A 25903-nucleotide genomic window follows, 5' to 3' on the forward strand; every position below is an offset into this window, starting at 1 on the left:
TCAGTAGAACTCGAAACCCATCGTGCGGGCATGATAGTGGAAACCGCCGTCCTGGACGATCAGGAATTCGGCCCGGGTATCTCCATCATTGTGGTGGCTATGCTTGGCAGCCGGAGGTGTCACCAGCGTCGCCCATGGCGACCACGCGCATTTGGCATCCGCCACCATCGAATAGGCCGGATCGCCGTTGACCACCAGCGTGATCGCGGCGGAGTTGTGCTTGTGCGGCGGCTGGAAACTCCGCGGCTTCAGCGTGTTCAGCGACAGGGTCATCGTGGTTGCGATATTGCGGCTTGCTTCCGTCTTTTCAGCCGAAAAGATCAGCGCATGGCCGGATGTGCTGGCATTGGCGTTGGTCCCATAAACCACGTCGAGCTGATGGCTGATCTCGCCTGCCGGGTAATGCACGAAGCTGACGGCAGCGCCCTCGCCGACGATCGGCGCCGAAGCATCGAACATCAGCTGCGGATCATTGCCCACCAGCCAGAAGATGCTGTCCTGGCTCGCAGTGATGGCAGAAGGCACCCCGCCGGGAAGAAGGAAGACATCTGCCTTGCCCAATAAAGCCTTTTCGTCACCGACGGCGAGAGCGGCCTTACCCTTGATGACGTACCAGATCGACGCGGTATTGGTGAGCGTCGTATCGAGGACTTCGCCGGACTTGATCACCGCATAGCGGGCCAGCATCAACGGGGTCGTCGCCGGAAAGGGGCACTGCATTTCCGCGGACAGATCGCAGTTGATGAACCCGGTCTTTTCGAGCGCGAAAGCGCTGGTCGGTTCGTCGGTGAAGATCTTGCCCGGCACCGGCGGAAGCTTGATGTTGAAGGCATTGCCGGAGTTGAAATAGCGGCTGCGCGCCTCGGCAGCATTGGCTGGATTGCGAGGCAGCTGAACCGGCATTTCGGCCATGTCGTTGACGGTGCTCATGATGCATCTCCATATTTCTGCGAAAGACCTGTCTGCTCCAGTAGCAGATCGAGAAGAACGGCCGCACCGGCTGCGACGTGTTCCGGTTCAGCCCACTCGTCGGGATGATGGCTGAGACCGGCGCGACAGGGGATGAAAATCATCGCACTCGGAGCAAGCGGCGCCATCTGCCGGGCATCATGCCCTGCCGCCGAAAGCAAATCGAGCGCCCAATAGCCATGGCGGCCGGCGGAACGGCGTATCGCTGCCCGAAGCCCCTCGTCAAACGTGTTCGAGGGGGCATCGACCAGGCGTTTGATATGGAAGCTGCAGGGATGCGCCTCCTCGGCAGCGATCGCCTCCAGGCGCAGGCCGAGCCGGTCGAGCACAGCATTGTCCGGATGCCGGAGATCGATGCGGAAGACTGCGCTGGAAGGCACGACCGACGGCGCGTTGGGTTGGATTTCCAGCCGGCCGATAGTGAATTTCACCACGTCATCGACCGCCATGTCCTGCTGCATGCGCAGCGCCATGCGCACAAACGCCTGCAACGCGTCCTGGCGGCGCTCCATCGCCTCGGTGCCGGCATGCGCTTCACGTCCGGATATGATGATCTCGTAGGTCTTCTTGCCCTGAATGCCGGAAACGACGCCGATTACCGCACCGGCGCGTTCGAGCACGTCCGCCTGTTCGATATGCGGTTCGATATAGGCGTGGACGGGAAACCCGAGCGGCCGATGCTCTATATCCGGAAAGGCGGCATGCACGGCGGCCAGTGCCTCGGCCACGGTGATACCGGCGGCGTCCTTGACCGCCATGACCTCATCCATCGTTCGCTTGCCGGCGAAAAGCTCGGACCCCATCATTCCAGGCGCAAACCGGCTGCCCTCTTCATTCATCCATGCGACAACCGTGATGGGCCGCTCCGGTATCATGCCTGCCTCGGCTATAGCCGTTACGGCTTCGAGCGCCGCCAGCGTGCCGAATGCCCCATCAAAAAGACCGCCCGTCGGCTGACTGTCGATATGACTGCCGGCGACGACGGGCGACAGGTGGGGAAACTTGCCGTCGAGTGTCAGAAAAAGGTTTCCGGCCGCGTCCGTGGAGGGTTTCAAGCCTGCCTCGGCGCTCCATGCGATGATGCGGCGCCAGCTGAGAATTTCCTCGGCCGACAGGGCCTGGCGATTGACGCCCTTCTCGGGCAGGGCGCCATCTCTGCCGAGTTCCATGAGCCGCGACCACAGCCGCTCCGGGGATATCGAGGCCACGCCGGTCATTGCGCTATTCCGTCCGCATCACCTGTCCCGGATCGGCGCGCGGATCGCGCACTTTCCAGGCGCCCGCTTCCACCTGGCCGATAAAATCGGATACCAGCGTGTTGAACAGGGCGGGTTCCTCGAGATTGAGCGTATGCCCGGTCTTCGGCAGGATCGCGAGGCCGCTGGCGGGAAGCGTCTTCTTCAGGAAGATGCTCGGCTGGAGGCAATGATCGTCCTCGTCGCCGGACATGATCAGGGTCGGAACCATCATCTTCTTCAGTTCGTCTTCCAGGTCCCAGAAAGATGGCCGGCGGCACTGTACGCCGCGCATGGTGTTGGCCGCGCCAACGGCGGAGTGCCGCGACAGCCGCTCCGCGAAAGCTGCCCAGCCGCGCGGATCCTTGTTCTGGAACTGCACGCGGCTTGCGCCGAGCGAATAGATCTTCGAGAAACCGACCGGATCCTTTTCGAAATTATCGGCGACCTTCAGCGACGTATTGCGGAAATAATCGGCCGTGGCGCGCTCCGTACCGTAACCGGCACCGGCAACCGTCAGCGATAGCGCCCGCTCAGGGAAGCGCAGGCCGAAATGCAGCGTCGCAAAACCGCCCATCGACAGGCCGACGATATGGGCCTTCTCGATGCCGAGACCGTCGAGCACGGCCAGGGCATCTTCTGCCGCCAGCGCCTGCGAATACTGTTCGACATCCGCCGGGATATCGGACGGAGCATAACCGCGGGCCGCATAGGTGATGCAGCGGTTGCGCCGGGGAAAAAAGCTCATCTGCGGTTCCCAGGCGTCGTAATTGCCGCCGAACTCGTGGATGAACAGGATCGGCGTTCCGGTCTCGCCTGCCGTTTCGTAATAGAGCTTGATGCCATCCTTGCTGGTCACGAACATGAACCGGCTACTCCCGTATATGCTGCTGGGTCAAGAGACCGGCCCTAGAAGAGGGCCGGCACGTCGTTCAGTGTGCGCGCGGTCGCGATATAGCCGGGCAGGCCTTCGCAGAAGCGTTCGGCCCAGGCTGATGGCACCGAGGTCGAGACCTTGATGAACCGGTCGCCGAAACGCGCCGTGTGGTACCGACCCTGCCGGATCATGACGCCTTCGCGGCGGGCCGCCTCGACGATCGCTTCGGGCGAAACGCCGGTGGCCGCCGTTTCCAGCACGAGGAAATTGCCGTGCGACGGCTGGACCGGCACTGTGATGCCGGCAGCTTCCGCGGCCGCGACGATCATCGCCTTGTTCGCCCTGTCGATAGTCCGTACGTCCTTCATCCATTCGGTTTTGACCGAAAGCCCGGCCATCGCGGCGCGTTGGGCGACGACAGATGCACCGAGAACGGAGGTCGAGGCGGACGAAAACTCGTCGACCAGCGCGGGGGATGCGACGAGCGCGCCGATGCGCATGCCGGCGAGCCCCAGCCACTTGGAGAAACTCAGCGAAACGACCGTACCTTCCGGCGCGACCTGCAGGACAGGCGTGTGGCCGTCGGCGAAATCGCGGTAGGTGCAGTCGTGGATCATCAAGGCGCCGACCGAACGGGCGATCTCGGCAAAGGCCTCGATTTCCTCGCGGTCGTAGCGGATGCCGAGCGGATTGTTGGGATCGACGATGTAGATCAGCGCGCAACGCTCATCGACGGCAGCCCGCAGGGCATCCGGGGTCAGCTTGTATTTGGTCGCAGGGTCATAGATCGGAATCTGGATGACTTCGGCGCCGGCCTGTTCGGCAAACATGCACGGCCATTTCCAGGTCGGGTCCGTCGTCACCAGTGTCGTGCCGGGCCTGGCGCGCGCCTTGCAGATCATCGCCAGCGCATTGACGCCGCCTTCCGTCACCAGCGCCTCTGCCGACAGGACGCCGAGATCGGCGACAATCCCGGCTCGAAGCGCCTCAAAACCCATCGGCGGCGCGTAGGCATTGAATTCACCTGCCTCGACCGAGCGGATCATGGCCTCGCGAACAGCGGGATGCGCGGGGATGTGGTTGGTGTTCTGCCCCATCCACGCCAGGTCCGGCGTGGAGAACAAGTCGTCGAAATAGCGGTTTCGAATGCGGGCGTCGCTCATGATCGTCAGATCACCGAACCACGCGCCGCGATACCGCCGTCGATGGTGACGACCGTGCCGGTGATATAACCGGCCTTGGGCGAGGCGAGGAAGGCGCAGAGATCGGCGACTTCCTCGGCCGTAGCCGGGCGCTTGCCCGGATACTTGTCGTAGAGTTCTTTCCAACGGCTCTCATCACCGAGCATGTCGATCGCCTTGCGCTTCATGATCTTGAACATCCGCGCGGTATCGACCGGCCCGGGATTGACGCCGATGACGCGGATGCCCTGATCGAGACTGCGGCCGCCGAGTGCCTTGGTGAAGCTCATCAGCGCTGCGTTACCGGTCGAGCCGGCAAAATAGGCGGCATCCCAGTTTTCGCCGGAATTGCCGATGACGTTGATGATGACGCCGTCGCGACCCTTGCGGCGCTTCCAGAATTCGCGCGAAAGGGTAATGTAGCCGAAGACCTTGAGATCGAAACCACGGCGGATGGCCTCGTCGGTGACGTCCTCGATCGAACCGGCGGGGATATCACCCGCGTTGTTGATCAGGATATCATAGTCGCCACAGGCCTTGTCGAGTGCGACCATTGCTTCGGTCGTGCTCAGATCCGCCTCGTGCACGGTAACGTTGACCGGATACTGGGCGAGTTCCTTCTTAAGGGCCTGCATGGCTGCGCCGTTGCGGGCGGCCAGGTGGAGGTGACATCCTTCAGCGGCCAGAACCTTCGCGATCGCGTAGCCGATGCCTTGGGATGCTCCGGTGATGAGGGCCGTTTTGCCGGCAAGATTCAGTTCCACCTGCGTCTCCTGTTCTGAATACATATTTATCTTTTTTGCATACGCCATTTCTGCGCTCTGTCCATGGATTTTTTGCCAAGGCCTGAAATTTTCCACCTGATAAAGAGGGTTTAATGGCTATCTTATTCCAATATGCCGTCAATATAGGCAAAATGAGAAGGCAATCAGCCCAATAAATAGGCGAAGCAGGCTGCGCGACAAAAAAGTAATATACGTATACATTTATCTATTGCACGAATACATGTTCCGTCCCTTAATGTCCGGATGGCAGGACCAGCAGGTCTCTGGAATTTTCAAGAGCAAAAGGCCTCAAAGCCGGCATGGCAGACGTTCAGCTTAAAAAGGTGGGCAAGACCTACGAGAGTGCTTCGGCAACCACGATCGATGGACTTGACCTGCATATTCGCAGCGGTGAATTCGTGGTGCTTGTCGGCCCCTCGGGCTGCGGCAAGTCCACGACGCTGCGCATGATTGCCGGCCTGGAAGAGGTCAGCAGCGGCGAGATCTGGATCGGCGAGCGTCGGGTTGACGAGCTCGATCCGCGCGAGCGCGACATCGCCATGGTTTTCCAGAACTACGCGCTCTATCCGCATATGACCGTCGCCCAGAACATGAGTTTCGGCCTGCGACTCGCCAAAGTGGACAAAGCGGAAATACGCCGCAAGGTCGAGGAAGCCGCCAAGGTGCTGGAGATCTCCGCGCTGCTGAACCGGCGGCCGAAGCAGCTTTCCGGCGGCCAGCGGCAGCGTGTTGCCATGGGGCGCGCCATGGTTCGTGATCCGGCAGTCTTCCTATTCGACGAACCGCTTTCCAATCTGGACGCCAAGCTGCGCGGACAGATGCGCACGGAAATCCGCCGGCTGCACAAGCGCCTGAAGGCGACAACCGTTTACGTGACCCACGACCAGGTCGAGGCGATGACGCTCGCCGATCGCGTCGTGGTGCTGAACAACGGCAAGATCGAGCAGCAGGGCACCCCGCAGGAACTCTATGAACGTCCCGCCACCCGCTTCGTGGCCGGGTTCATCGGTAGCCCCTCGATGAACTTCCTCCCGGCGCAGGTTGCCCTGGACGGCGGGGCGCCGGTGCTGAAACTCAACAATACCACCCTGCCGTCGCCAGCCGACCGGCGCGATGCTCTCCTTGCCTATGTGGGCAAGACGGTCGAAGTGGGTCTGAGGCCGGAACACTTCCTGGCCGGCGACGGCGAGCCGGATTTTTCGGTTCCCGTCGATATGGCCGAACTGCTCGGACCCACCACGCTGGTTCACTTCACCCTTGCCGGCGTGCCCTGCGCAGCCATGCTTGCGCCGCAGCACGCGCTCCCCGAAGGAGGTCAGCAGCCGCTCCGCATCGCCCAAGACCGCATGTCGCTTTTCGACCCCGATACCGGCGGCGCCATCTGAAAGACGCTGTCCGTTAAAACACCAGAAGGAGAACGGCTGATGAAGATCTATTCTATCGTTTTTGCCAGTCTGCTCGGCGCCACGGCGTTGGGTGCGACCGGCGCCAACGCGCAAAGCACGCCTGCCTGCACCGGCGAAACCGTGACGCTGCGCATCCTGCGCACGCCTGGCAACTACCCCTATCCCAAGCCGATGGAAGCGTGGCAGAAGGAAAACCCTTGCGTCAAGTTCGACGTCAACGAAGTCCCGTTCCCGCAGCTCGCGGACACGATTTCGGTTCAGGCAGCCAGCTCCAATCCGCCTGATATCATCGTTTATGACGGCCCGAACACCCAGTCCTACGCGGCTGCCGGCATCCTGCTGCCGATCACCAAATACCTGCCGAAGGGCTGGGATGACGACATCCTGCCGGCCACCAAGGCCGAGCACAGCTACAATGGCGAGGTTTATTCGCCAGGCATCGAGCAGACCACCGTTGCCATGTACTACAACAAGAAGCTGGTCGAAGCCGCAGGCGTGAAGCCGCCGCAGACGCTTGCCGAGGCATGGACATGGCCCCAGGCGCTCGAAGCCTTCAAGAAGTGCCAACAGGGTCCGGCAGGTGCCGCCACGGTCTGGGGCCTCGGCCCGACCCGCTTCGGCAACGGGCAGCCGGGTCTCGTCTATCAGGACCTGATCTACCAGCGCTCCGCCGGCGACCCGAAGGCAGCCCCGACCAGCAGCGCCTACAAGACCTTTTGGGCGTTCGCGCCGGACGGCAAGACGGCTGAAGGCTATCTCAATACGCCGGAAGCCGTCGAAGCGCTGAAATTCTACCAGTCGATGTTCAATGCCGAAGGTGTTGCGCCGAAGGTCGGCATTCCGAATGCCTTCTTCGACGCCAAGGCCTGCTTCTACATCGACACTCCGGCGGCCGGCAACGCGCTGATCAAGGATCCGAAGATCGAATGGGGTATCACGCCGCTGCCGTATTTCAAGACGCCGGTCGTGCATACGGGCTCGACCACGTTCGGTGCGACCGCCCGCTCCAAACATCCCGAGATCGCCGCAAAGTTCGTAGTCGATATGTCATGGGGCGAATATGCCTATATGAACGTCAGCCAGCGCGGCAATCTGCCGACATTGAAGAGCCTGTTCTCCCGCTTCGATGTCTACAATAAATATCCGATGAAGGTGTTCGTCGATCAGCTGCAGTCCTGGGGCCAGCCGCGCCCGCCGGGCCCGAAATTCGCCCAGTATGACAAGATTGTCAGCGAGGCTCTTCGCGGCGTTGCCTTCGGTGGCAATCCGGCAGAACTGATGGCGGACGCTGAAAAGAAGGTTCAGCGTATCCTCGACCGATAATGACAATGGACGCGAGAATGTCGACAGGCGAACAGGCCCTTACCGTTTCGGCGGGTGCAAAGACCCGGCCACGCAAGGCCGCCACCCGGCGGCAAAAGCAGGAGCGTCTGGTCGCTGTCGGCTTTCTCGCGCCTTTCATGCTGCTGCTGCTGATCTTCCAGTACGTTCCGCTGCTGGTGATGGCGAGAAACAGCTTCTACGATTATTCGCTGCTCAACCCGGCGGCGGAGAAATTTGTCGGCCTGCGCAACTTCGCCGACATGATCGAATACGACGATGCCGGGAGAAGTTTCGGCATCACCTTCCTCTTCGCTTTCGGCGTAGTGGTTTTCGTCATCCCGATCGCCTTCGCGATTGCCCTCTTCCTCAATTCGAAACTTCCGGCGCGCGGCCTGGTGCGCACCATGATCATGCTGCCGGTCGTCACATCCTCGGTGGTGATCGCGACGATGTGGTCCTTCCTGCTCGACCCGTCGAACGGATTGATCAACGGCGCGCTGGATATTGTCGGCATCGCCCGGCAACCGTTTCTGACCAGCACCACCCAGGCACTGCCGTCGCTGATCGCCATGACGCTGTGGCAACAGGTCGGGTTCGGGGCGATCCTGTTTCTGGCCGGCCTCCAGGGCGTGCCTTCCGAACTGGGCGAGGCGGCGCGCATCGATGGCGCCACGCGGTGGCAGGTGCTGTGGAACATCACCATACCGCTCCTGTCGCGGACCACGCTGTTCGTCGTGGTGATCATGACCGTGTTTTCGCTGCAAGCCTTCGCGCCCGCCTTCCTGATGACCCAGGGCGGACCACAAGAGGCGACGAACCTGATCGTCTACCACATCTACAATACCGCCTTCATCATGCAGCAGGCCGGTTATGCCTCGGCGCTTTCGGTCGTGCTGCTGCTCGTCGTCCTCGCCATCTCGATGGTCCAGATGGCTCTCCTGCGATCGCGTTGGAACTACTGACATGACAACGACCCGCATCCGCCGCACCGCGCTTACTCTCGTGATCATCCTGTTGATCATCGCCTGTTTCCTGGCGCCCTATGCCTGGGTCGTGGCGTCGTCGCTCAAGAACCAGTTCACCGTGTTTGGCGACGTGACGCCGCTCTCCTGGCGCGCCTTCGTGCCGGTCGGCGCGACGATCGAAAACTATGTGTCGCTGTTCGAGCGCACGAATATCCTGAGAGCTCTGTTGAACACGGCGATCGTCGCGATCGGTCAGGTCGCGTTCACGCTGCTGCTGTGCTCGATGGCCGCCTATGCGCTGACGCGCATCAAGTTTCCTGGCGCCAACGTCGTCTTCATGCTGATCCTTCTGACCTTCCTTCTGCCGATCGAAGCGATGATGGTGCCCCTCTACCAGGTGGTTTCCGGGCTCGGCCTCTCCAACAGTCTGGTCGGGATCATGATCCCCTGGATCGCCAGCCCCTTCGGTCTCTTTCTGCTGAAACAGGCCTTCGAGGAACTGCCGACAGAGCTGGAGGATGCGGCGCGCATCGACGGTGCCGGACATGTGCGCATCTTCTTTTCCATCGTCCTGCCAAACGTCAAAGTACCGATGGTGACGCTCGGGCTCATCACATTCCTGTTCTGCTGGAACAGCTTCCTGTGGCCTCTGGTCATCGTCCAGGATCCTGCGCGCCAGATCATCCAGGTGGCGATCGCCCAGCAGGGTTCGCCGACCCAGCTGCCGAACTGGGGCGAGACATTCGCCGGAGCGACGGTCGCCACGGTGCCGCTCATCCTGCTCTTCCTGGTGCTCCAGAAGTACTTCACCCAGGGCATGGCCACCAGCGGGATAAAGGGCTGAGCAGATGAGCGATCTCCTTCTCCTGGACGCGCCTTTCGGCGGCCAGATCGGCTATCGTACGCTCGGCGCCGCAGGAGATTGGCTGGTGCTGATCCATGGCTGGTGCGGCAGCGCCGATCACTGGGATATCATCGGACCCGAACTCGCCCGCAATTTCCGGGTCCTTGTACTTTCACATCCCGGTTTCGGTGGCACAGCACCGCCGCCTGCAAGCGGGCAGACAATCGCGGCCATGGGCGCTGCGGTCGCGCATGTCCTCGATCATCTCGACATCTCGGGCGCCATCCTGGTCGGTCACTCCATGGGCGGCCCCATCTCCACGGAGACGGCGATTGCCGCACCGCAGAGAGTGGCCGCAGTGATCGGTCTCGATACGCTGTCCGACCGGGACTATTACGGACGTGTGCCTGATGACGAGATCCGGCGTCGGCACGAGGATTTCCAGCTGGATTATCCAGGCCGGATGCGGGCCATGGTCGATATGATCGTTCATCCGACCACCGAGGAGGCCATGCGAGCCCGGATCACCGAGGGCATGCTGGCCGCGGCACCGGGCGACTTCGCGCTGGATATCAAGGACGACCTGTTCTTCTGGAATGCCGAAGATCGCTGGCCCCTGGTAACCTGTCCGAAAATGCTGCTGAATTCACCTTACGTGGCGCGTCTGGCGCATCCCGAGCCCATGCCTTGTTTCGCCCAAACCACGATCGCCACCTACGATTCCGGCCACTTTCCCATGGTAGAGGCGCCGACGATGATTGTGGACAAGATCAGAAGTTGCATCGCCTGCTTGGTATACTGATTATATGATATTGAATGCAGCAGAGAAATGAACGTATATGCGCGCCACCAAAGCCCGACCGGTCACCAGCAACGCCGGCAGAGGAGCATTCGAATTGAACCAAGATGCGGTTCGCATATCCAATGTCGTCGCGACACGCCAAGCGACACGATCGGACGAGTTGCGTGATCATCTCGAGGAGATGATCCTGGACGGCCGTCTGGCGCCCGGCGAGCGGCTGGACGAGATGGAATTGTCGCGCCGGTTCGGGCTTTCGCGAACTCCGGTCCGCGAAGCGATCAAATCGCTGCTCGCCATCGGCCTGATCGAAACACGTGGGCGCCAGGGCACACATGTCGCCCTGTTGTCGATACCCGCGATCATCGAGATGTTCGATGTCATGGCCTCTCTTGAGGGACTATGCGCCAAGCTTGCAGCGCGCCGCGCGACGCCGACTGAGCGGGCCGCCATGCGCGCGGTCCATGAGGAACTCGTCAAGGCGTACGAAGCCGGCGATCCGGTGAACTTCTACAAGATCAATCAGCAGTTCCACGATCTGCTCTATGAGGCAGCGCATACCCATTTCATCGCCGAACAAACTATCCAGCTCCGCCGTCGGATCGGCGCCTACAGGCTGCGCGCCACCTATCAGCCGGGGCGAATGCTGGGAACGCTGGCCGAGCATGTGCGGATCATGGATTCGATCGATGCGGGCGATCCCGACGCCGCGCAGAAGGCGGCAAGCGACCACGTCCAGCTTTTGGGCGACCAGCTGACCGACTTTATTTCGTCGCTTCCCCCTCGCCTCAACCTCTCCCAATAACGTTCCGGCGGGGTAATCAGCACTTGCCGCTGCGGAAACGGGAGCGGGTGATGCAGCAATTTCGCTTGCCAGGTGCGCTGCAACGGTTCGTCAGCGTCTTCTCTGCGGTCCGGAATCTGTTCGTCCTAACTCCCCTGAATAAGACCGCTATCGTCGTCCACTTGCATCGCCTCGGGCGATCGCACATCGGAGAAGCGTGGCAGGGATAGCCGCATGACCGCTCCATGCCGGCCGATTGCCCATCCCTGCCGATTAACCTGACATCACCCTGCCCTGTCCGCTTTAGCGACGCCGCCGGGTAGACCTTATGCCCGAGATGGAGGCGCCTAGCTGCTGCAAGAATGGTAGCATATCGTCAAGCCGCCAATCGGGGCCGACTTTCTTGCTAATTAATTCAAATAGCCGAACAGGCTCGGGATCGGATTTACATCGCCGGAAGAATGGCGATATCCCGCACTTCGTTGTCCAGGCCGGAGATCGGGCCCACTTCGGTCGCGGTGCCGCTTTCGAGGTTAACAGTGTAGAGCATCTTGCCAGCCGCGAGATAGGCGGTGTTCTTGCCACTATCCTCGCCCTGAATGTCGAACGCGTAGGTGGCCGGGCTGTCCTTGATGCCTAGCTTGCCGATTGCCTTCAGCGTGCCGTCATTGGGCCTTGTCTGCTGGATAAGCGCACCGATGGTGGCATCAATATTGTACATCGCAGTCTTTTCCGGCTTGCCAATGGAATTTGTATAGGCCGCCGCGACGATATTGGGGACCTCGCCCTTGTGCATATCGCCATCTTCGAAGGCGAGCGCACCATCGACGGTGACTGCCCCAGTGTCGGGATGGACGCGATGATTGGTGGTGCCAGTCATAAACCGTAGACGGTCCGCCATCGGGTTAAAATCGACCAGGACGGGCGTCTGGGTAGTGGTCAACATCTTGTCCATCTTCGCAACTTCGGTGGCTGCGCCGGTCTTGAGGTTGATCGTGACGATGCGGTGATCCGGGGTTACGCCGATCACGGTCTTGTTACCGGGACGGAAGTCGATGCCGACGAGTTTGTCGACGCCGGTGACCTCCATCGTCTTGGTGACGGCAGGCTTCGCCGTATCGAACATCACCAGCGTCTTGTCGCCTGTGAGGCCGACGACCGAGGCAGCGGATGCCGCCGAAACCGTTGCTGCAAAGGCTGAGGAGGCTATCAGAGCGAAACGAATGGTCTTCATGTCTTTCTCCCGTGTTGATCCGTTGTGGAAGACACCAGCCACTCGGCTTTCGATGCTTCCTGAAAGGGAGACACGGGAGAACTGGCGCTTGGATGCAGGCACCTGAAAAATTTCATCATGCATCCAAATTGTGTTCTATCGGGTATAGCTGGAGCCGCATGCTGGCCGGCGAGCGATGAGGAAGAGGTTAGTGGATGTTGATAAGCCCAGTGTCGGATGATCTCGACAAAGCGCTTGTTGCCTGTGCCCGGGGGGATCAGATGGCCTTGCGCGCCATCTTCGAGTGCGAGGCCGCACACTTGGTGGCCGTCGCTCAACGGATCGTGCGACGGCGGGATCTTGCAGAAGAGGTCGTACAGGAAGCGTTCATCCGCATCTGGACCCATGCGCATCAATATCAGCCCAATCGCGGTTCCGCCCGCGGCTGGATCTATGCGATCGTCCGAAACAGGGCGCTCAACCTGTTGCGAGACAGCGGACGGGAACATACCGTCGAGGAGGTTGAGGCACTGCAGGAACGCGACCAGGCCGACGAGGTGATGGCCGCGTGGCACAGGCTCGACCGCAATTCCCGCCTTCGTGAGTGCCTTGGTGCTCTGGACGAGATCCGGCGACGCGGTATCCTGATGGCTTATGTCGGTGGCTACTCCCATGGCGAGATCGCCGGGCGGTTGCAAATTCCACTCGGAACGGCGAAATCCTGGATCAGGCGTGGGCTCGCCTCGCTGAGGGAGTGCATGGCATGATCTCCGACCGCAAGGACATTCCCGCAATCGCGGACGAGTACGTGCTGGGGTTGCTAGATCATGGCGAAGCCGCGCAACTCGAAGCTGACATGGAAGAGGACAAGGAATTGATGGCCGCGGTTGCCGCGAGCCGGGACCGCTTCCTGCCACTTGATATGAGTATCGAGCCGGCCGCGGTGAACGACAGCCTCTGGTCTCGTATCGAAGCAAGTCTTCAGCCGCAGGTGAAACCGGCTCAGCCGTCCCCACCTCCTGGCCTGAACGACAATCGCGCCGGGTGGCGGCTCACCGCGATCTCGGCAATCGCGGCCACGGTTATACTGGCCGTCGGTCTTGCCTTCAGCCTGATGCGGACGACGGAACCGGTTGTGGTCGCTGTCCTGGTCGATGAAGCCGGCGAGGTGCGGGCGGTGATCGAGGACTTCGGCAGCCAGCAGGCCGTCATTAAAATGCTCGCCGACTTCGACGTCCCAGACGACAAGACGATCCAGGTCTGGACGCTGCCTTCCCGGGATATGGGACCTGTCTCGCTGGGCCTGATCGACGGGATCCGCTCTGCGCGTCTCGATCGACCGAGCCTGCCCTTGCCACGCAACGGGCAACTTTACGAGATCACGTTGGAACAGGCCGGTGGTTCGCCTACGGGGCGCCCAACCGGGCCGATCCTTGCCAAGGGCCTGGCCAAGTTACCGCGATGAACGGCGAGCGGCTGTATTGTGGACGTTGGAACCGGTCTGCATTTCGTGAACACGTGTCGGTGACTGAAATCGGCACGAAGTCGGCGTAGACCTCGCCAAGACGCTGTCTGCTTTAAAGCCCGCTCGACATCGGCGTCCGTGCCGACTTGAAGACGCGAAGCCGACGTTCTCCCAGTGAGCGACTTCGACAGATACTACTTCAATCGGTCCAGTAGCTCTTGGGCCACGGGCCGGGGCGGAAGCGGGGTTCTGACCGGTGATCAGTTCCCGATCAGTCACGACATGTGCGGAGAAAGCTGCGTCAGCCTGACTGAATTGACCGCCCGCCCGTGTGAGCGCATCTTGCGGATAGAATTTCATCTCGCCGCCACCCAGCAGTCCCTTGGCCACTTCCTCTTCCTGGTTGCTGAAGGCCGTGAGCTTGTAGCCGGCATAGATCCAGTCCGTTTGTGCCTTTGCGGTTCCGCTCGTCTCGAACTGCGTAACGAACCCACGTGCATCCGGCAAAGTAGAGAGTAACGCGATGGGACCATGGCAGGCCAGCGCGGTCGTCTTGCCGTTTTCATGAAAATAGCGGAGCAGATTTCCGAGTTCGGAACTCACCAAAAGATCCTGCATGGGCGCATGCCCACCCGGAACGTAGACGGCGTCATAATGGTCGTAGCCGATCTGCTCGACGCGAGCGAGGCTGATGACCGGCGACTTCTCGCTCGACATCAGGCTCAGCTCCGACAGCTGTGCTTCGGCAGCGTTCATCGCCGCCTCGTCACCGCCAAAATACATCTTGTCAATAGAGGTCGCATCGACGGAAGGCACGGTTCCTTCCGGCGTGGCGAAGGTGATCTCATGGCCGGCGTCACGCAGCGCCTTTACCGGCTGCATCAATTCGTTGAGGTAAAATCCGGTTTTGAACACCTTGCCGTCCTTCAGATCGAGGTGGTCGGAACCGGACAGGACGATCAGCACGTCTCCGGCGTGGGCGCTTAAGGTGCTGGCGGCGAGTGCAAGAGAGATGGCAAGGCTGCGCGGAAGTTTCATGGATTTATCTCCAAAATGGATGAATGTTAGTCTTGGAAGCGACGGGTCGCGGCTCGGTCAGCCGACCACCTTGGTGAGACGATGCAGTGCGAAGTCGGCGAAATAGTCGCCCACGCCGCTCGCCTGAAAGCGCTGCATGGCGGCACCCTCCATATGTGCGCGCCACTGCGCCTCGCTGTGCCAGGTCTCGACGAAGATGCGGACGCGCCCATCATCGAGCGACTGGTGCAACTCGTAACGAAGGCAACCGTCTTCCACCAAGGTCTCCGCAACCAGCTTTTCCTGTGCGGCACCAAGGGCCGCTTCCTTGCCGGGCTTGGCGGTGGTGATGGCGATGATGGTCAAAGGCGTATTTGACATGGGGGAAGCCTTTCTCAGGCGATGGTGTTGACGAGACCGCCTTCGGCACGAAGGGCTGCGCCGTTCGTGGCGGATGAGCGAGGGCTGGCGAGATAGGCAACGAGGTTTGCCACCTCTTCCGCTTCGACCATGCGCTGGAGGATCGAAGCAGAGCGGGCTGTGGCGAAGAATTCGGCCTCGATCTGCTTGATCGGCGCTGACGGATCGCTTGCCTGGCTGCGCAGGAAGCCTTCGATACCGTCCGAACGGGTCGGGCCCGGCAGCACGGAATTGACCGTGACATTGGTGCCGCGGGTCAATTGCGCCAGTCCACGAGAGACCGAAAGCTGCGCCGTCTTGGTGGTCGCGTAGTGAATCATATCGTGGGGAATGGCCAGGCCCGACTCGCTGGATATGAAGATGATCCGGCCCCAGTTGCGTTCCAGCATGCCGGGAAGATAGGTCCGTGACAGGCGCACGCCGCTCATGACGTTGACATCGAACAGGTGGCTCCAGCCGGCGTCCGATATTTCGCCGAAGGCCTTGCTCTCGTAGATGCCGAGATTGTTGACGAGGATATCGACTGAAGCTTCGGCCCTGGCGATGACCCCGGCGCCCTCGGCCCCGGCGGCGTCCGCCAGAATGCCCGTTATGTCCGATCCGCCGGATGCCTTGACGGCAGAGAGCGCGCTGTCGAGCTTGGCGCGGTCGCGTCCCGTGATGATGACACGCGCGCCTTCCACGGCGAGCGTGCGGGCGATTTCGAGCCCAATGCCAGCGGTGGCGCCGGTAACAAGGGCGGTTTTGCCTTTGAGTTGCAGATCCATGTCTATCTCCAGATTGTTGCTGGAGACAATTTATGATGTAGGAGCACAAGGCACTATTGCCCACAGAGGACATGCACCTGTGAATGAGGATCATCAATGCCCCCTATCCTGATGGAGCGCTCCGGTGAGATGGAAGTGTTTGCACGCGTTGTACAAGACGGTGGCTTCTCTGCCGCCGCCCGTAATCTCGACATCACCCCCTCGGCGGTCAGCAAACTGATCGCACGTCTGGAAGCCAGGCTCGGCACACGTCTTCTGGTGCGGACAACCCGCGCTCTGACGCTGACGGAAGAGGGCGAGGCCTATCACCATGCGGCCCTGAGGATCCTGCAGGACTTGAATGATGCGGATCAGGAGGCTGCGGGAGGAGCGGTTCGCGGGCGGCTGCGGATCAATACGACGATACCGTTCGGGACGATGTTCGTCGCACCGGCCATTCCGGATTTTATTGCGCGCAATCCCAATCTGATCGTCGATCTCAGCTTCACCGACGGCATTGTCGATCTGGTCGCGGAAAAGACCGACGTCGCCATCCGCATGGGCAACCTGCCGGACAGCGGGTTGATCGCCCGCAAGCTGGGACAGAGCCGGCGGGTGGTCTGTGCAGCCCCCGGCTACCTTGCGCGCCAGGGGTCGCCGCAAACTCCGGCGGATCTTGAGCATCACGACTGCCTGACATTCAATTTCCGGCGCGCAAGGCCGTCCTGGCCGTTTCGCAACGACGGTCGGGATATCGCGCAACCCGTCAAGGGCAGCATCGTCGTCAACAACGGCGAGACGATGAAGCAAATGGCGCTGGCCGGCGCCGGCATTGCCCGGGTGGGGCTGTTTCACGTCGCAGACGAGATTGCGGCGGGACGGCTGATCCCGTTGCTCGAAGACTTCAATCCAGGCGATCTTGAACTGGTGCATGCCGTCTACGTCGGTGGCGGCCCCCTGCCCCACCGCGTGCGCGCCTTCATCGAGCACATGGTCATAACACTGGGTGAAACGCCCCTATTGAAAGCGACGTCCTGACCCAGACGGAATGACGCCATGGTTTCTCATGAACAGGATGTCCCTGTCCCTGAGGACGGAGGCGATCCTGTCGCCTTCGCGTTCGTCCAGAGCAAGACCGTTGTAGTTCTGATCGACCGCGACGCGGCCATAGAACTTGAGTGCCGTCTGGCCTGCCCAGACCACTGGCTCGCCTTCCACCATGCTGAGGCCCCAATGGAAAATGCCGCCGGCTCCAGCCGGATCAAACAAAATCGGTGATCGCGCAAAAAGCTTGTCGTCGGTTTATGATTGCCGGCCACTCCATCATGGCTACGATTTATGCATATGAATCAATCGCCAAATTAAACGGCACACCCCTCACCGCCTTGGCCGGCAAAGAAATCTATATTCCATCAAAATATTTTCGATTGGACAGCTGACGGCAAGGAAGCTGGACTGATGGAACAGACCGAAGCCGCACTTTCCCTCCCAACAAATTCGAGGTAGCTGTGACACCTTCCGATTGCCTGAACCCCACCAGACGCAAAGTATTGATCAGCCTCGGCACAGGTGTTGTCGCGCTCACCTTGCCGCAGGTCACCTTCGCACAGGCGCGCACCTCGGTGCTGAAATTCGGCCTGTCCACCTTCCCGCCGACGATCAAACCTTTCGACAATACCGGCGGTGCCGCCAATACCGTCAAGCTGATGCTGTATCGCGGCCTGATGGGTTACGACGCGACCGGCAAGCTGGTCACGGAACTCGCCGAAAGCGTCGAGTGGAGCGACCCGACGACCGCCGTCTTCAAACTGCGTCAGAACGCCGTCTTCCATGACGGCAGCCCGGTCACCGCCGCCGACGTCGCCTACTCGCTCAACGAAATCACCAAGGATGGCTCCACTGCCTACCTGAAGAGCGACCTGAAGATCATCGCCGCCGTCGAGGCCGTCAATGACAAGACGGTGCATATCAAGCTGAAAGCGCCGAGCGCGATTTTCCTCGACCTGATGGCCAGCTATTGCTGCCCGGTCATTTCGAAGAAGAGCACCGACAGCGCGATCATCGGCGCCGGTCCGTTCACGCTGAAGGGCAGCGAAAAGAACGTCTATATCGAGGTTGCCCGCTTCAAGGACTTCTATCAGGTGGATCAGCCGAAGGTCGACGGCATCCGCTTCGTCGCCTATGCCGACGAAAACCTGCGTTATGCGGCACTCGAAGCAGGCGATGTCGACCTCATCGAATATCTTCCCTGGACCCAGTTCGACGCGGTCGAAGCTTCCAAGGCGCTGAAGATGAAGACCACGATGGGACCGTTCATGTTCCTGCTGTTCAACGTCACCAGCGGCCCGTTCGCCAATCCAAAGGTGCGCCAGGCAGTCGGCTATGCGATCGAACGGCAGGATGTCGTCGATGCCGCCTTTGCCGGCCGTGGCGAACCGCTTTACGGCCTCCCCAACCCGCGAGGGTCCAAATTCGATCTGGCCGATCCGGCCCATGAATGGAAATACGACGTCGAGAAAGCCAAGGCACTGCTCGCCGAGGCCGGTTATGCCAACGGCTTCGAATGCCGCCTGCTGGCCACCGCAACCTACGGCATGCATCAGGACACTGCTTCCGTTGTTCAGGCCTATCTTGGCGCCATCGGCATCAATGCGACGCTCCATCTTCCCGACTGGGGCACACGCGTCACGGCGGGCAAGGAAGGCAAATACGACATCGCCGTCCACGGCACGTCGGGCAACTACAATGATCCGGATGCGCTCTGGTCGCTGCTCTATTCCGGCAATCCGTCCTACCTGCAGTCCTTCGGCTTCAAGAGCGCCCGCATCGACGGCCTGCTCGAACAGGGCCGCAACCAGGTCGATCCGGACAAGCGCAAGGCGATCTACCAGCAACTGGTCGTCGCCTATTACGAGGAAGTGCCGCAAGTTCCGCTCAACTGGCGCATCCAGGCCTATGCGATGAAGCAGTCGGTCGAAGGGTTCGAACAGTTGCCCGGCTTCCTCAGCGGTTCATCAGGCTACGCGCTCGACGAGACCAAATTCGCATAAGGAGCGCTGCATGCTGGCCTTCATCTCTCGTCGCATGGCAGCAGCTGCTGCCATGCTGCTGGTTATCGGCACGATCATCTTCTCGCTTCTCATCATTGTACCGGGCGACCCGGCCGAACTCCTGCTGTCGACGGGCGGCGGCTCCGCTTCCGCAGAGGCCATTGCCAACCTGCGGGCCAATATGGGGCTCGACCAGCCCGTCCTTACTCAATACGTAACCTTCCTCTACAACACGGCACGGCTGGATTTCGGCACATCGATCGTCGATAACGGCTCGATCTCGTCCGTCATCGCACTGCGCCTGCCACGCACGCTGGAAATCATCGTCGCCGGTACGATTTTTGCGCTGCTGCTGGCAATTCCGGCAGGCACAGCGGCGGGATTGCGGGCCGGCGGCAAGTTCGACATTGCCACGTCTGCCATCAACGCGCTCTTGACCTCCGTGCCGGGTTTCGTGCTCGGCACCCTGTTCATCTACTTCTTCGCGCAGATCCTGGGCTGGCTGCCGGCCGGCGGTTATGTCGCCTTCGCGACCAATCCCGCTCAACATCTGCAGATGCTGATCCTGCCCTCGCTGACCGTCGGCCTGCACCTGGCCACGATCGTGTTTCGCATGACGCGGGCCAGCGTTCTCGAAATGCGCGGCCACGACTGGGTGCGCACCGCCGTTGCCAAGGGCCTTCGCCGCAAGCGCGTGGTCCGCCGGCACATCCTCTACAACGCGCTCGGCCCGATCATCACCGTGGTTGGCCTGCAGCTCGGCATCCTTCTCGGCTCCACCGTTCTCGTCGAGTTCATCTACAACTGGCCGGGCCTCAGTGGCCTGCTGGTCTCGGCGGTCGAACAGCGGGATTACCCGACGGTTCGCGCCGTCATCCTGACCGTCTCCACCATCTTCATCGGTATCAATCTGGTGATCGATATCCTGTCATCGCTGCTAGATCCGAGGATCCGCCTGCAATGATGTCAGCCCGTAACTTTCCCAAGCGCATGTTCCTGCCAAGCGTCCTGCTGGCAGCACTGATCATCATCCCCTTTTCCGCCCCGCTGATCACCGCTGAAGACCCGATCAAGATCGCCGTCCGCTACCGGCTGGCGGCGCCGGACCTGCAACACTGGCTGGGACGCGACGAATTCGGTCGCGACAGGCTGGCCCGGGTACTTCATGGCGGACAGGTATCGCTGACCGTAGCCTTCGTCGCGACCACCATCGCCTGCATCATCGGCACGTTTTTCGGTCTGATCGGCGCCTATTTCCGCGGCCCTTCGGAATTCATAACGAGCCGGTTATCCGACATCGTCCTCTGTTTTCCGCCCATCCTGCTGGCGCTGCTGGTCGTCACCCTGTTCGGACCGGGGGCAGGCACGCTGGTGGCCGTGCTTTCCGTCCTCTATTTCCCGACCTTTGCGCGCATCACCTTTTCCGAAGCGTTGCGCGTCACCTCGCTCGATTTCGTCGAAGCGTCCCGCGCGCTCGGCACGCCGTCGCGCCGCATCGTGCTCGGCACCATCCTGCCGAATATCGCCGGACCGTTGTCGGTGCAGTATTCGCTGACGGCCGCGGCGGCGATCACCATCGAAAGTGGTTTGTCCTTCCTCGGCCTCGGCGTCGTACCGCCGGCACCCTCCTGGGGACAGATGATCCGCGGCGCGCGGCAGTTCATGAACCAGGACCCGCTCGGCATCATGATCCCGTGCGCCGCCCTGGTACTGACGATCTACGCGATCAACTTCTTCTGCGACCGCCTGCGCGACACGCTGGATCCGAAGGGCGCTTCCGGCAGCGGCATGGATGAAGTGTCCAAGCCGCTGGCCTTGGCCGACGCACCGGCCATCAAGGACCCTGACGTGGTTGCCGTCATCAACAAACTGCGGCTCGAGACCGCCCGCTTCGGAACATCTGCCGCCGTTATCGAAGACGTGTCGCTTACCCTGCGCGCCAACCAGTGCACAGCACTTGTCGGCGAAAGCGGATCGGGTAAATCGCTCTCGTCCCTGGCGCTGATGGGCCTCCTGCCCGGTGCTATCCGGCAGGCCTCCGGCACCTTGCAATTGCGGCGCAAGACCGGGGAAGTCGTCGACCTCGGCTTTCTGGATGCGCGGACGCTCGAAGACATCCGCGGCAACGACATCGCCATGATCTTCCAGGAACCGATGACCTCGCTCAATCCGATCCACAAGATCAGCGACCAGATGATCGAGGCCATTCAGGCGCATCGGCCGATGTCGAAATCCGACGCCCGCGCCCATGCCGTCCAGCTGTTAAAACGTGTCGGCATGAATGACGCCGAGCAGCGGATCGACAGCTACCCGGACCAGATGTCGGGCGGCATGCGCCAGCGCGTCATGATTGGCATGGCGCTCAGCTGCGAACCGCGACTGCTGATCGCCGACGAACCGACCACCGCGCTCGACGTGACGATCCAGGCCGAGATCATACAACTGCTGCAAACCCTGCGCCAGGACCAGGGAACCGGCCTCAGCCTGCTGTTCATCAGTCACAATCTCGGCGTCGTTGCCGATATCGCCGACCGCGTGGCGGTGATGTATTCGGGCCAGATCGTCGAGGAAGGTCCCGCCGACCAGATCCTGCGCGATCCGCATCATCCCTATACACGCGCGCTCATCGAAAGCATGCCGTCCTCGCATGAAGGGCTGCACTCCGCCGGCGGCGACCGGCTTCCGGCAATTTCCGGCACGCCGCCGCTGCCGTCGGCCCGCCCTTCCGGCTGCACCTTCCGTGACCGCTGTCCGATCGCGGTGCACGCCTGCGCCGAAATCCGGCCGGCCCTCTATCCGAGCGCCGATGGGGGGCGCGCCGTGCGCTGTCTGCGGGCGCCGGAAGCCCCGGCCGGCCTGATGAACCACCAGACGGAGGCCGCATGACAGCCGCACCCCTTCTCGACGTCCAGAACCTCGAGAAAAGCTATTCGATCGGACGAAGCGGCCTTTTCTCCAAGCGGTCGCTGAAAGTGCTGCACGATGTCAGCTTCAGCGTCGCACCGGGCGAAGTGCTTGGCCTCGTCGGCGAAAGCGGCTCCGGAAAAAGTACGATCGGCCGCGCCATCCTTCGCCTGATCGACTCCCAGAGCGACGTGATGCGTTTTGGCGGGCAGGATCTGAACAGCATCTCGCCGGCTCGGATGCGCATCCTGCGCAAGGAGATGCAGATCATCTTCCAGGACCCCTATGCCAGCCTCGACCCGCGCAAGACCATCCGCGCGGTGCTGTCGGAAGCGCTCGACGCCCATGGGCTACACCAGGGTGCTGCCCGCGGACCGCGCCTGATCGAGCTCGTCACCCTCGTCGGGCTGGACCCGAGCTTTCTCGACCGGCGCCCACACGAATTTTCCGGCGGCCAGCGACAGCGCATCGGCATCGCCCGGGCGCTTGCCGTCGAGCCGAGCTTCATCGTTTGCGATGAGGCCGTGTCGGCACTTGACGTCTCCATCCAGGCGCAGGTTCTGAACCTTCTGGCCGACCTGCGCGCCAAGACCGGCGTCTCGCTGCTGTTTATCAGCCACGACCTTTCGGTGGTACGCTACATTTCCGACCGGGTGATGGTTCTCTATCTCGGCCGCGTCATGGAGGTCGGCCCCGCTGATCGGGTGCATTTCTCACCCAAACATCCCTATACGGCGGCGCTTGTCTCGGCCGAGCCCAGCCTGCACCGCGAAAACCGCCGTATCCGCCTGACCGGCGAGATCCCTTCGCCACTCGCCCTGCCCTCAGGCTGCATCTTCCGCAGCCGCTGCCCCTATGCCCAGCCCGCCTGTGCCGAAACCGTCCCACCGTTGCAAACGGTTGGCGATCAGCATCAGTCGGCCTGTCTTAGAACCGACATCCTGTAAGGAAATCAACATGCTGACTGAAAAAATCAAGATCGCCGAACTGACCAGCGAAGAAGCCCGCCAGTTCCTCAACGACGACGCTGTCATCCTTTTGCCGATGGGCTCGCTGGAAGACCAGGGCACTCATGCGCCGATGGGCGACTATCTCGCGGCTGAAGCCGTTGCGCTCGACATTGCCCGCGCCGCGCGTGCCGAAGGCGTCCCCACCTTCATTGCCCCCGTGATCCCCTTTGGCGGCGCCGACTATTTCGGCTCCTCGCATGGCGGCATCGCGCTCAGCCAGTCGACGCTCGTCGCCCTCCTGAACGACATGTTTGCCAGCCTGGCCCGCCACGGCCTGACCAAGGTTCTGGTCATCAACGGCCATGGCGGCAACGTCAGCGCGATCAATGAGGTTTCCCTGAAATGGCGCCAGGCCAACGGCATGTTCGTGGCTTCGATGTATCTGTGGCAGATCAGCTATGAACTGCTGAAGGAGATCCTTGGGCCGGAAGCAGCTGCAAAGTCCTCCGGTCACGGCGGCGATCCGCTGACATCGGTCGGCCTGCATTATTACCCCGAAATCCTGCGCATGGATCTCGCCAAGGCGCCACCGAAGGGCCGGAAGGCGATGGGCGTGGATGTCGCGGGTTTTGCCGCGCTGAAATATGCCGGTGCCCGCCTGCAGGCACCGATCGAGGCCATGGAAACTGCGCCCCATGGCGTATGGGGCGGCGATCCGGCCTATTGCACGGCCGAAACGGGGGCAGCACTGACCGAGCGCCTGGTCAAGATCGGCGCCGGCTTCATCCGCGACCACGTCTCCAAGCGCTTTGCCGCCTGATCACTTACCGTCTGGAATGCGGTGCCGTTCGGTGCCGCATTCCGGAAGAACATCCGCGGCATGCCCCGGGGATTCCCGAAGCGATCCGTTGGGAACTCAGGTCTTGCGAAAGCTGACATAACGCGGATGGGCTGCCACCCATTCCTCGGCCGCCTGTCGGGCCAGCTGAAATATCTGCTCGGTCTGCGCCTTGCGCGCCCTGTTCTGGTGAACGCAGCGGATATCGAGAGGGGCAAGCTGGACCGTGGTCGGGATCTCGACCAGCATTCCGGTGGCGATTTCCGGCTCCAGCGACACCAGAGGCATTGCCGAGGCGCCATAGCCGGCCCTGACCATCTCGCAGATGGTGGCCAGCGAATTGCCGGTGTGGCGGGAATTGGGGCGGCGTTTCGTCTCTTCGATCAGGTCGGCAACAGGCCCGAACAGCGGCGATGTATGCGGGTAGAGTACCAGCGGCAACTCGCGCAGTTCATCCGGTGTCAGAGGGCGGTTGATCTCGCCGACCACATCCGGCCGAGCCACCCAACCGACATGATACTGGACCGAAAAGCTGTCCACGATCTGCGGTAGCCCGGCTTCTCCGGTGACGAACGCCATGTCCAGCGCGCCGGACTTTACCATGGGTCGCAGATCGAGATTCGAGCCGGAATAGAAATCGACCAGCGGCGGGTCCGGCAGGGCGGCAATCTTGTGGCGCAAGGTGACCGCCCAGGTCTGGGTGACCATGGAAACCACGCCGATCGTATAACGTCTTTTTTGCTTCGACTTCAGACGGCTTGTCAACGTCTCACTGAGATTGAGAAAGGTCTCGGCATATTCGGCGACTTCGTACCCCTGTTCAGTCAGAGTGAAGTCGGATTGGGCACGATCGACAAGCGGGATGCCCAGACTGTCTTCCAGCCCGGATATCCGCGCTGAAACAGCCGGTTGCGTTAAACCGATATGATCGGCAACGCGCTGATAGCTCTTGAGACGAGTGAGCCAGTAAAAGGCTTCCAGCTGTTTGAAATTCATGATCAGAGCCTAGATCAATGCGATCAAAAATCTACATAAAGATTTTCTATGAAAGAGACAGGAATTTTTGCTTTGACCTGCGCGCCTCTCCTGCGGTGAATGGAGGCACACCGTGACGCATGAGCCAATGAGGATGCTCCATGAACATTGTCGTTTCGCTGCCCGCCGCAGACAAGACCGAGTGGTGGTGCCAGATGCTGCGCGATCTGATGCCGGACTGGAACGTCTACCCGATCGACAAGGTGCCGGATCCTGATGCGGTCACCTATTCCGTGCTCTGGCGTCCAGCAACCGGTTCCATGAAGCCATTCCGGAACCTGAAGGCCATCGTCTCGCTGGGGGCAGGCATCGACCACGTCCTGGCCGACGAGCAGTTGCCGACACATGTGCCGATCATCCGCACCGTCGGCACCGACCTGACGCAGCGGATGAAGGAATACGTGGCTCTGCATGTCCTGCGCCACCACCGCGAACTTCCGGCCATCCAGGCGAATCAGGCGCGACAGCTCTGGGAGCAGATCGTCGTACCACCCGCCACCCAGCGCCGCATCGGCGTGATGGGGCTGGGCAATCTCGGCGCCGTCGCAGCCGATCTCCTGAAGCAGATCGGCTTCGAGGTCCGCGGCTGGTCGCGATCTCAGAAGGACCTGCCGGGCATACAATGCTTTTCCGGCACCGAGGGTTTCGGAGCCTTTCTCGAGGGCACGGAAATCCTGGTCTGCCTGCTGCCCTTGACCGAAAGCACGCGCGGCATTCTCAATGCCGACACCTTCAACCGGCTGAAGCGTGGCGCCAGTATCGTCAACGCGGCTCGTGGTCCGCACTTGGTGGACAGCGATCTCGTCGAGGCGCTGAATTCGGGCCAGATCAGCAGCGCGACGCTCGATGTCTTCCATGTCGAACCGCTGCCCAAGACGCATCCGTTCTGGACCAACCCGAAGATCACGGTCACGCCGCACGTGGCGTCACTGATCGACGCACCGACGGGCAGCAAGATCGTCGCCAAGAACATCAGGACCTTCCAGGAGACCGGAACGGTCGCCGATCTCGCGGATGCCAAACGCGGCTACTAACCCCATAGATTTCATTTTCAGATCTTCCCTGACCTTCTGGCCGCCATCGTGACGGCTGGAGGT

24 protein-coding genes and 2 pseudogenes are annotated in these 25903 nt (G+C 61.3%); 15 read left to right on the forward strand and 11 right to left on the reverse strand.

The genetic code is table 11. From position 1 onward, the window contains the following. From ACZ9EJ_RS28365 to ACZ9EJ_RS28385, 5 genes are read right to left on the reverse strand one after another with little or no spacing between them, the layout of a single operon-like run. On the reverse strand, positions 1-930 hold the full coding sequence (locus ACZ9EJ_RS28365) for a hypothetical protein (RefSeq protein ID WP_046639868.1): 930 nt from the start codon (positions 928-930) through the stop codon (positions 1-3). Continuing rightward, positions 927-2186, reverse strand: coding sequence for a hydantoinase/carbamoylase family amidase (locus tag ACZ9EJ_RS28370; RefSeq protein ID WP_046639867.1), 1260 nt, complete (start codon positions 2184-2186; stop codon positions 927-929). The genes ACZ9EJ_RS28365 and ACZ9EJ_RS28370 overlap by 4 nt, the downstream gene beginning before the upstream one ends. A gap of 4 nt (positions 2187-2190) precedes the next feature. Continuing rightward, complete coding sequence (locus ACZ9EJ_RS28375) at positions 2191-3069, reverse strand: alpha/beta fold hydrolase (RefSeq protein WP_046627439.1); 879 nt, start codon at positions 3067-3069, stop codon at positions 2191-2193. Positions 3070-3113: 44 nt separating this feature from the next. Continuing rightward, positions 3114-4244, reverse strand: a complete 1131-nt coding sequence (locus tag ACZ9EJ_RS28380; protein ID WP_046639866.1) for a pyridoxal phosphate-dependent aminotransferase — start codon at positions 4242-4244, stop codon at positions 3114-3116. Between the two features lie 5 nt (positions 4245-4249). Continuing rightward, complete coding sequence (locus tag ACZ9EJ_RS28385) at positions 4250-5026, reverse strand: SDR family oxidoreductase (protein ID WP_046627732.1); 777 nt, start codon at positions 5024-5026, stop codon at positions 4250-4252. A 320-nt stretch (positions 5027-5346) separates the two neighbouring features. Between ACZ9EJ_RS28385 and ACZ9EJ_RS28390 the strand changes: the two genes are divergently transcribed. From ACZ9EJ_RS28390 to ACZ9EJ_RS28415, 6 genes are all read left to right on the forward strand, one after another. Further along, entirely contained in the window at positions 5347-6432 is a 1086-nt protein-coding gene (locus ACZ9EJ_RS28390) for an ABC transporter ATP-binding protein (RefSeq protein WP_046639865.1), read from the forward strand. Positions 6433-6471: 39 nt separating this feature from the next. Continuing rightward, positions 6472-7776, forward strand: coding sequence for an extracellular solute-binding protein (locus tag ACZ9EJ_RS28395; RefSeq protein ID WP_046627444.1), 1305 nt, complete (start codon positions 6472-6474; stop codon positions 7774-7776). Between the two features lie 17 nt (positions 7777-7793). Further along, complete coding sequence (locus ACZ9EJ_RS28400; protein ID WP_476100280.1) at positions 7794-8738, forward strand: carbohydrate ABC transporter permease; 945 nt, start codon at positions 7794-7796, stop codon at positions 8736-8738. 1 nt (position 8739) lies between these two features. Continuing rightward, entirely contained in the window at positions 8740-9585 is an 846-nt protein-coding gene (locus tag ACZ9EJ_RS28405; protein ID WP_052753999.1) for a carbohydrate ABC transporter permease, read from the forward strand. Between the two features lie 4 nt (positions 9586-9589). After that, on the forward strand, positions 9590-10387 hold the full coding sequence (locus ACZ9EJ_RS28410; RefSeq protein WP_052754000.1) for an alpha/beta fold hydrolase: 798 nt from the start codon (positions 9590-9592) through the stop codon (positions 10385-10387). 94 nt (positions 10388-10481) lie between these two features. Continuing rightward, on the forward strand, positions 10482-11189 hold the full coding sequence (locus tag ACZ9EJ_RS28415; protein WP_046627741.1) for a GntR family transcriptional regulator: 708 nt from the start codon (positions 10482-10484) through the stop codon (positions 11187-11189). Between the two features lie 424 nt (positions 11190-11613). On the opposite strand, the gene ACZ9EJ_RS28420 is transcribed toward ACZ9EJ_RS28415, so the two are convergent. Continuing rightward, positions 11614-12402, reverse strand: coding sequence for a DUF4394 domain-containing protein (locus ACZ9EJ_RS28420; protein WP_046639864.1), 789 nt, complete (start codon positions 12400-12402; stop codon positions 11614-11616). A gap of 194 nt (positions 12403-12596) precedes the next feature. On the opposite strand from ACZ9EJ_RS28420, the gene ACZ9EJ_RS28425 reads away from it, so the two are divergent. Together ACZ9EJ_RS28425 and ACZ9EJ_RS28430 are read left to right on the forward strand one after the other, a co-directional pair. Next, a complete protein-coding gene (locus ACZ9EJ_RS28425) occupies positions 12597-13148 on the forward strand; it encodes a sigma-70 family RNA polymerase sigma factor (RefSeq protein ID WP_046639863.1) in 552 nt (183 codons plus the stop codon). After that, entirely contained in the window at positions 13145-13846 is a 702-nt protein-coding gene (locus ACZ9EJ_RS28430) for an anti-sigma factor (protein ID WP_046627450.1), read from the forward strand. Before ACZ9EJ_RS28425 ends, ACZ9EJ_RS28430 begins: the two co-directional genes overlap by 4 nt. 194 nt (positions 13847-14040) lie before the next feature. Here the strand turns inward: ACZ9EJ_RS28430 and ACZ9EJ_RS28435 are convergent. The 3 genes and pseudogenes from ACZ9EJ_RS28435 to ACZ9EJ_RS28445 form a co-directional block, all read right to left on the reverse strand. Next, positions 14041-14884 (reverse strand): annotated as a pseudogene (locus ACZ9EJ_RS28435) (type 1 glutamine amidotransferase domain-containing protein). Positions 14885-14941: 57 nt separating this feature from the next. Next, positions 14942-15244, reverse strand: coding sequence for a putative quinol monooxygenase (locus tag ACZ9EJ_RS28440; RefSeq protein ID WP_046627454.1), 303 nt, complete (start codon positions 15242-15244; stop codon positions 14942-14944). Positions 15245-15258: 14 nt separating this feature from the next. Next, entirely contained in the window at positions 15259-16050 is a 792-nt protein-coding gene (locus ACZ9EJ_RS28445; RefSeq protein ID WP_046627455.1) for an SDR family NAD(P)-dependent oxidoreductase, read from the reverse strand. A 96-nt stretch (positions 16051-16146) separates the two neighbouring features. Between ACZ9EJ_RS28445 and ACZ9EJ_RS28450 the strand changes: the two genes are divergently transcribed. Next, positions 16147-17067 (forward strand): LysR family transcriptional regulator, encoded by a 921-nt coding sequence (locus ACZ9EJ_RS28450; protein ID WP_046627457.1) that lies wholly within the window; start codon positions 16147-16149, stop codon positions 17065-17067. Positions 17068-17076: 9 nt separating this feature from the next. On the opposite strand, the pseudogene ACZ9EJ_RS28455 reads toward ACZ9EJ_RS28450, so the two are convergent. Then, positions 17077-17256, reverse strand: a pseudogene (locus ACZ9EJ_RS28455) (class II aldolase/adducin family protein); the annotation flags it as partial. A gap of 281 nt (positions 17257-17537) precedes the next feature. On the opposite strand from ACZ9EJ_RS28455, the gene ACZ9EJ_RS28460 reads away from it, so the two are divergent. Genes ACZ9EJ_RS28460 through ACZ9EJ_RS28480 form a run of 5 tightly spaced genes read left to right on the forward strand, consistent with a single transcriptional unit; the run spans position 17538 to position 23753 of the window. Continuing rightward, entirely contained in the window at positions 17538-19079 is a 1542-nt protein-coding gene (locus tag ACZ9EJ_RS28460) for an ABC transporter substrate-binding protein (protein WP_052764562.1), read from the forward strand. Between the two features lie 10 nt (positions 19080-19089). After that, complete coding sequence (locus tag ACZ9EJ_RS28465) at positions 19090-20043, forward strand: ABC transporter permease (RefSeq protein WP_046627462.1); 954 nt, start codon at positions 19090-19092, stop codon at positions 20041-20043. Further along, positions 20040-21965 carry a dipeptide/oligopeptide/nickel ABC transporter permease/ATP-binding protein gene (locus tag ACZ9EJ_RS28470; protein WP_046627465.1) on the forward strand — a complete coding sequence of 642 codons (1926 nt, stop codon included), beginning with the start codon at positions 20040-20042 and terminating at the stop codon, positions 21963-21965. The genes ACZ9EJ_RS28465 and ACZ9EJ_RS28470 overlap by 4 nt, the downstream gene beginning before the upstream one ends. Then, positions 21962-22930, forward strand: coding sequence for an ABC transporter ATP-binding protein (locus tag ACZ9EJ_RS28475; RefSeq protein ID WP_046627467.1), 969 nt, complete (start codon positions 21962-21964; stop codon positions 22928-22930). The genes ACZ9EJ_RS28470 and ACZ9EJ_RS28475 overlap by 4 nt, the downstream gene beginning before the upstream one ends. Positions 22931-22940: 10 nt before the next feature. Continuing rightward, the gene (locus ACZ9EJ_RS28480) at positions 22941-23753 is read left to right on the forward strand and encodes a creatininase family protein (RefSeq protein WP_046627469.1); all 813 of its coding nucleotides are present in this window, start codon (positions 22941-22943) and stop codon (positions 23751-23753) included. A gap of 96 nt (positions 23754-23849) precedes the next feature. Here ACZ9EJ_RS28480 and ACZ9EJ_RS28485 read toward each other — a convergent pair whose 3' ends face one another. Next, entirely contained in the window at positions 23850-24767 is a 918-nt protein-coding gene (locus ACZ9EJ_RS28485) for a LysR family transcriptional regulator (protein WP_046627470.1), read from the reverse strand. A 140-nt stretch (positions 24768-24907) separates the two neighbouring features. Between ACZ9EJ_RS28485 and ACZ9EJ_RS28490 the strand changes: the two genes are divergently transcribed. Next, a complete protein-coding gene (locus tag ACZ9EJ_RS28490; RefSeq protein WP_046627472.1) occupies positions 24908-25840 on the forward strand; it encodes a 2-hydroxyacid dehydrogenase in 933 nt (310 codons plus the stop codon). Positions 25841-25903: the final 63 nt, after the last annotated feature.

The sequence above is a fragment of the Neorhizobium sp. USDA 3394 genome (assembly GCF_056280385.1).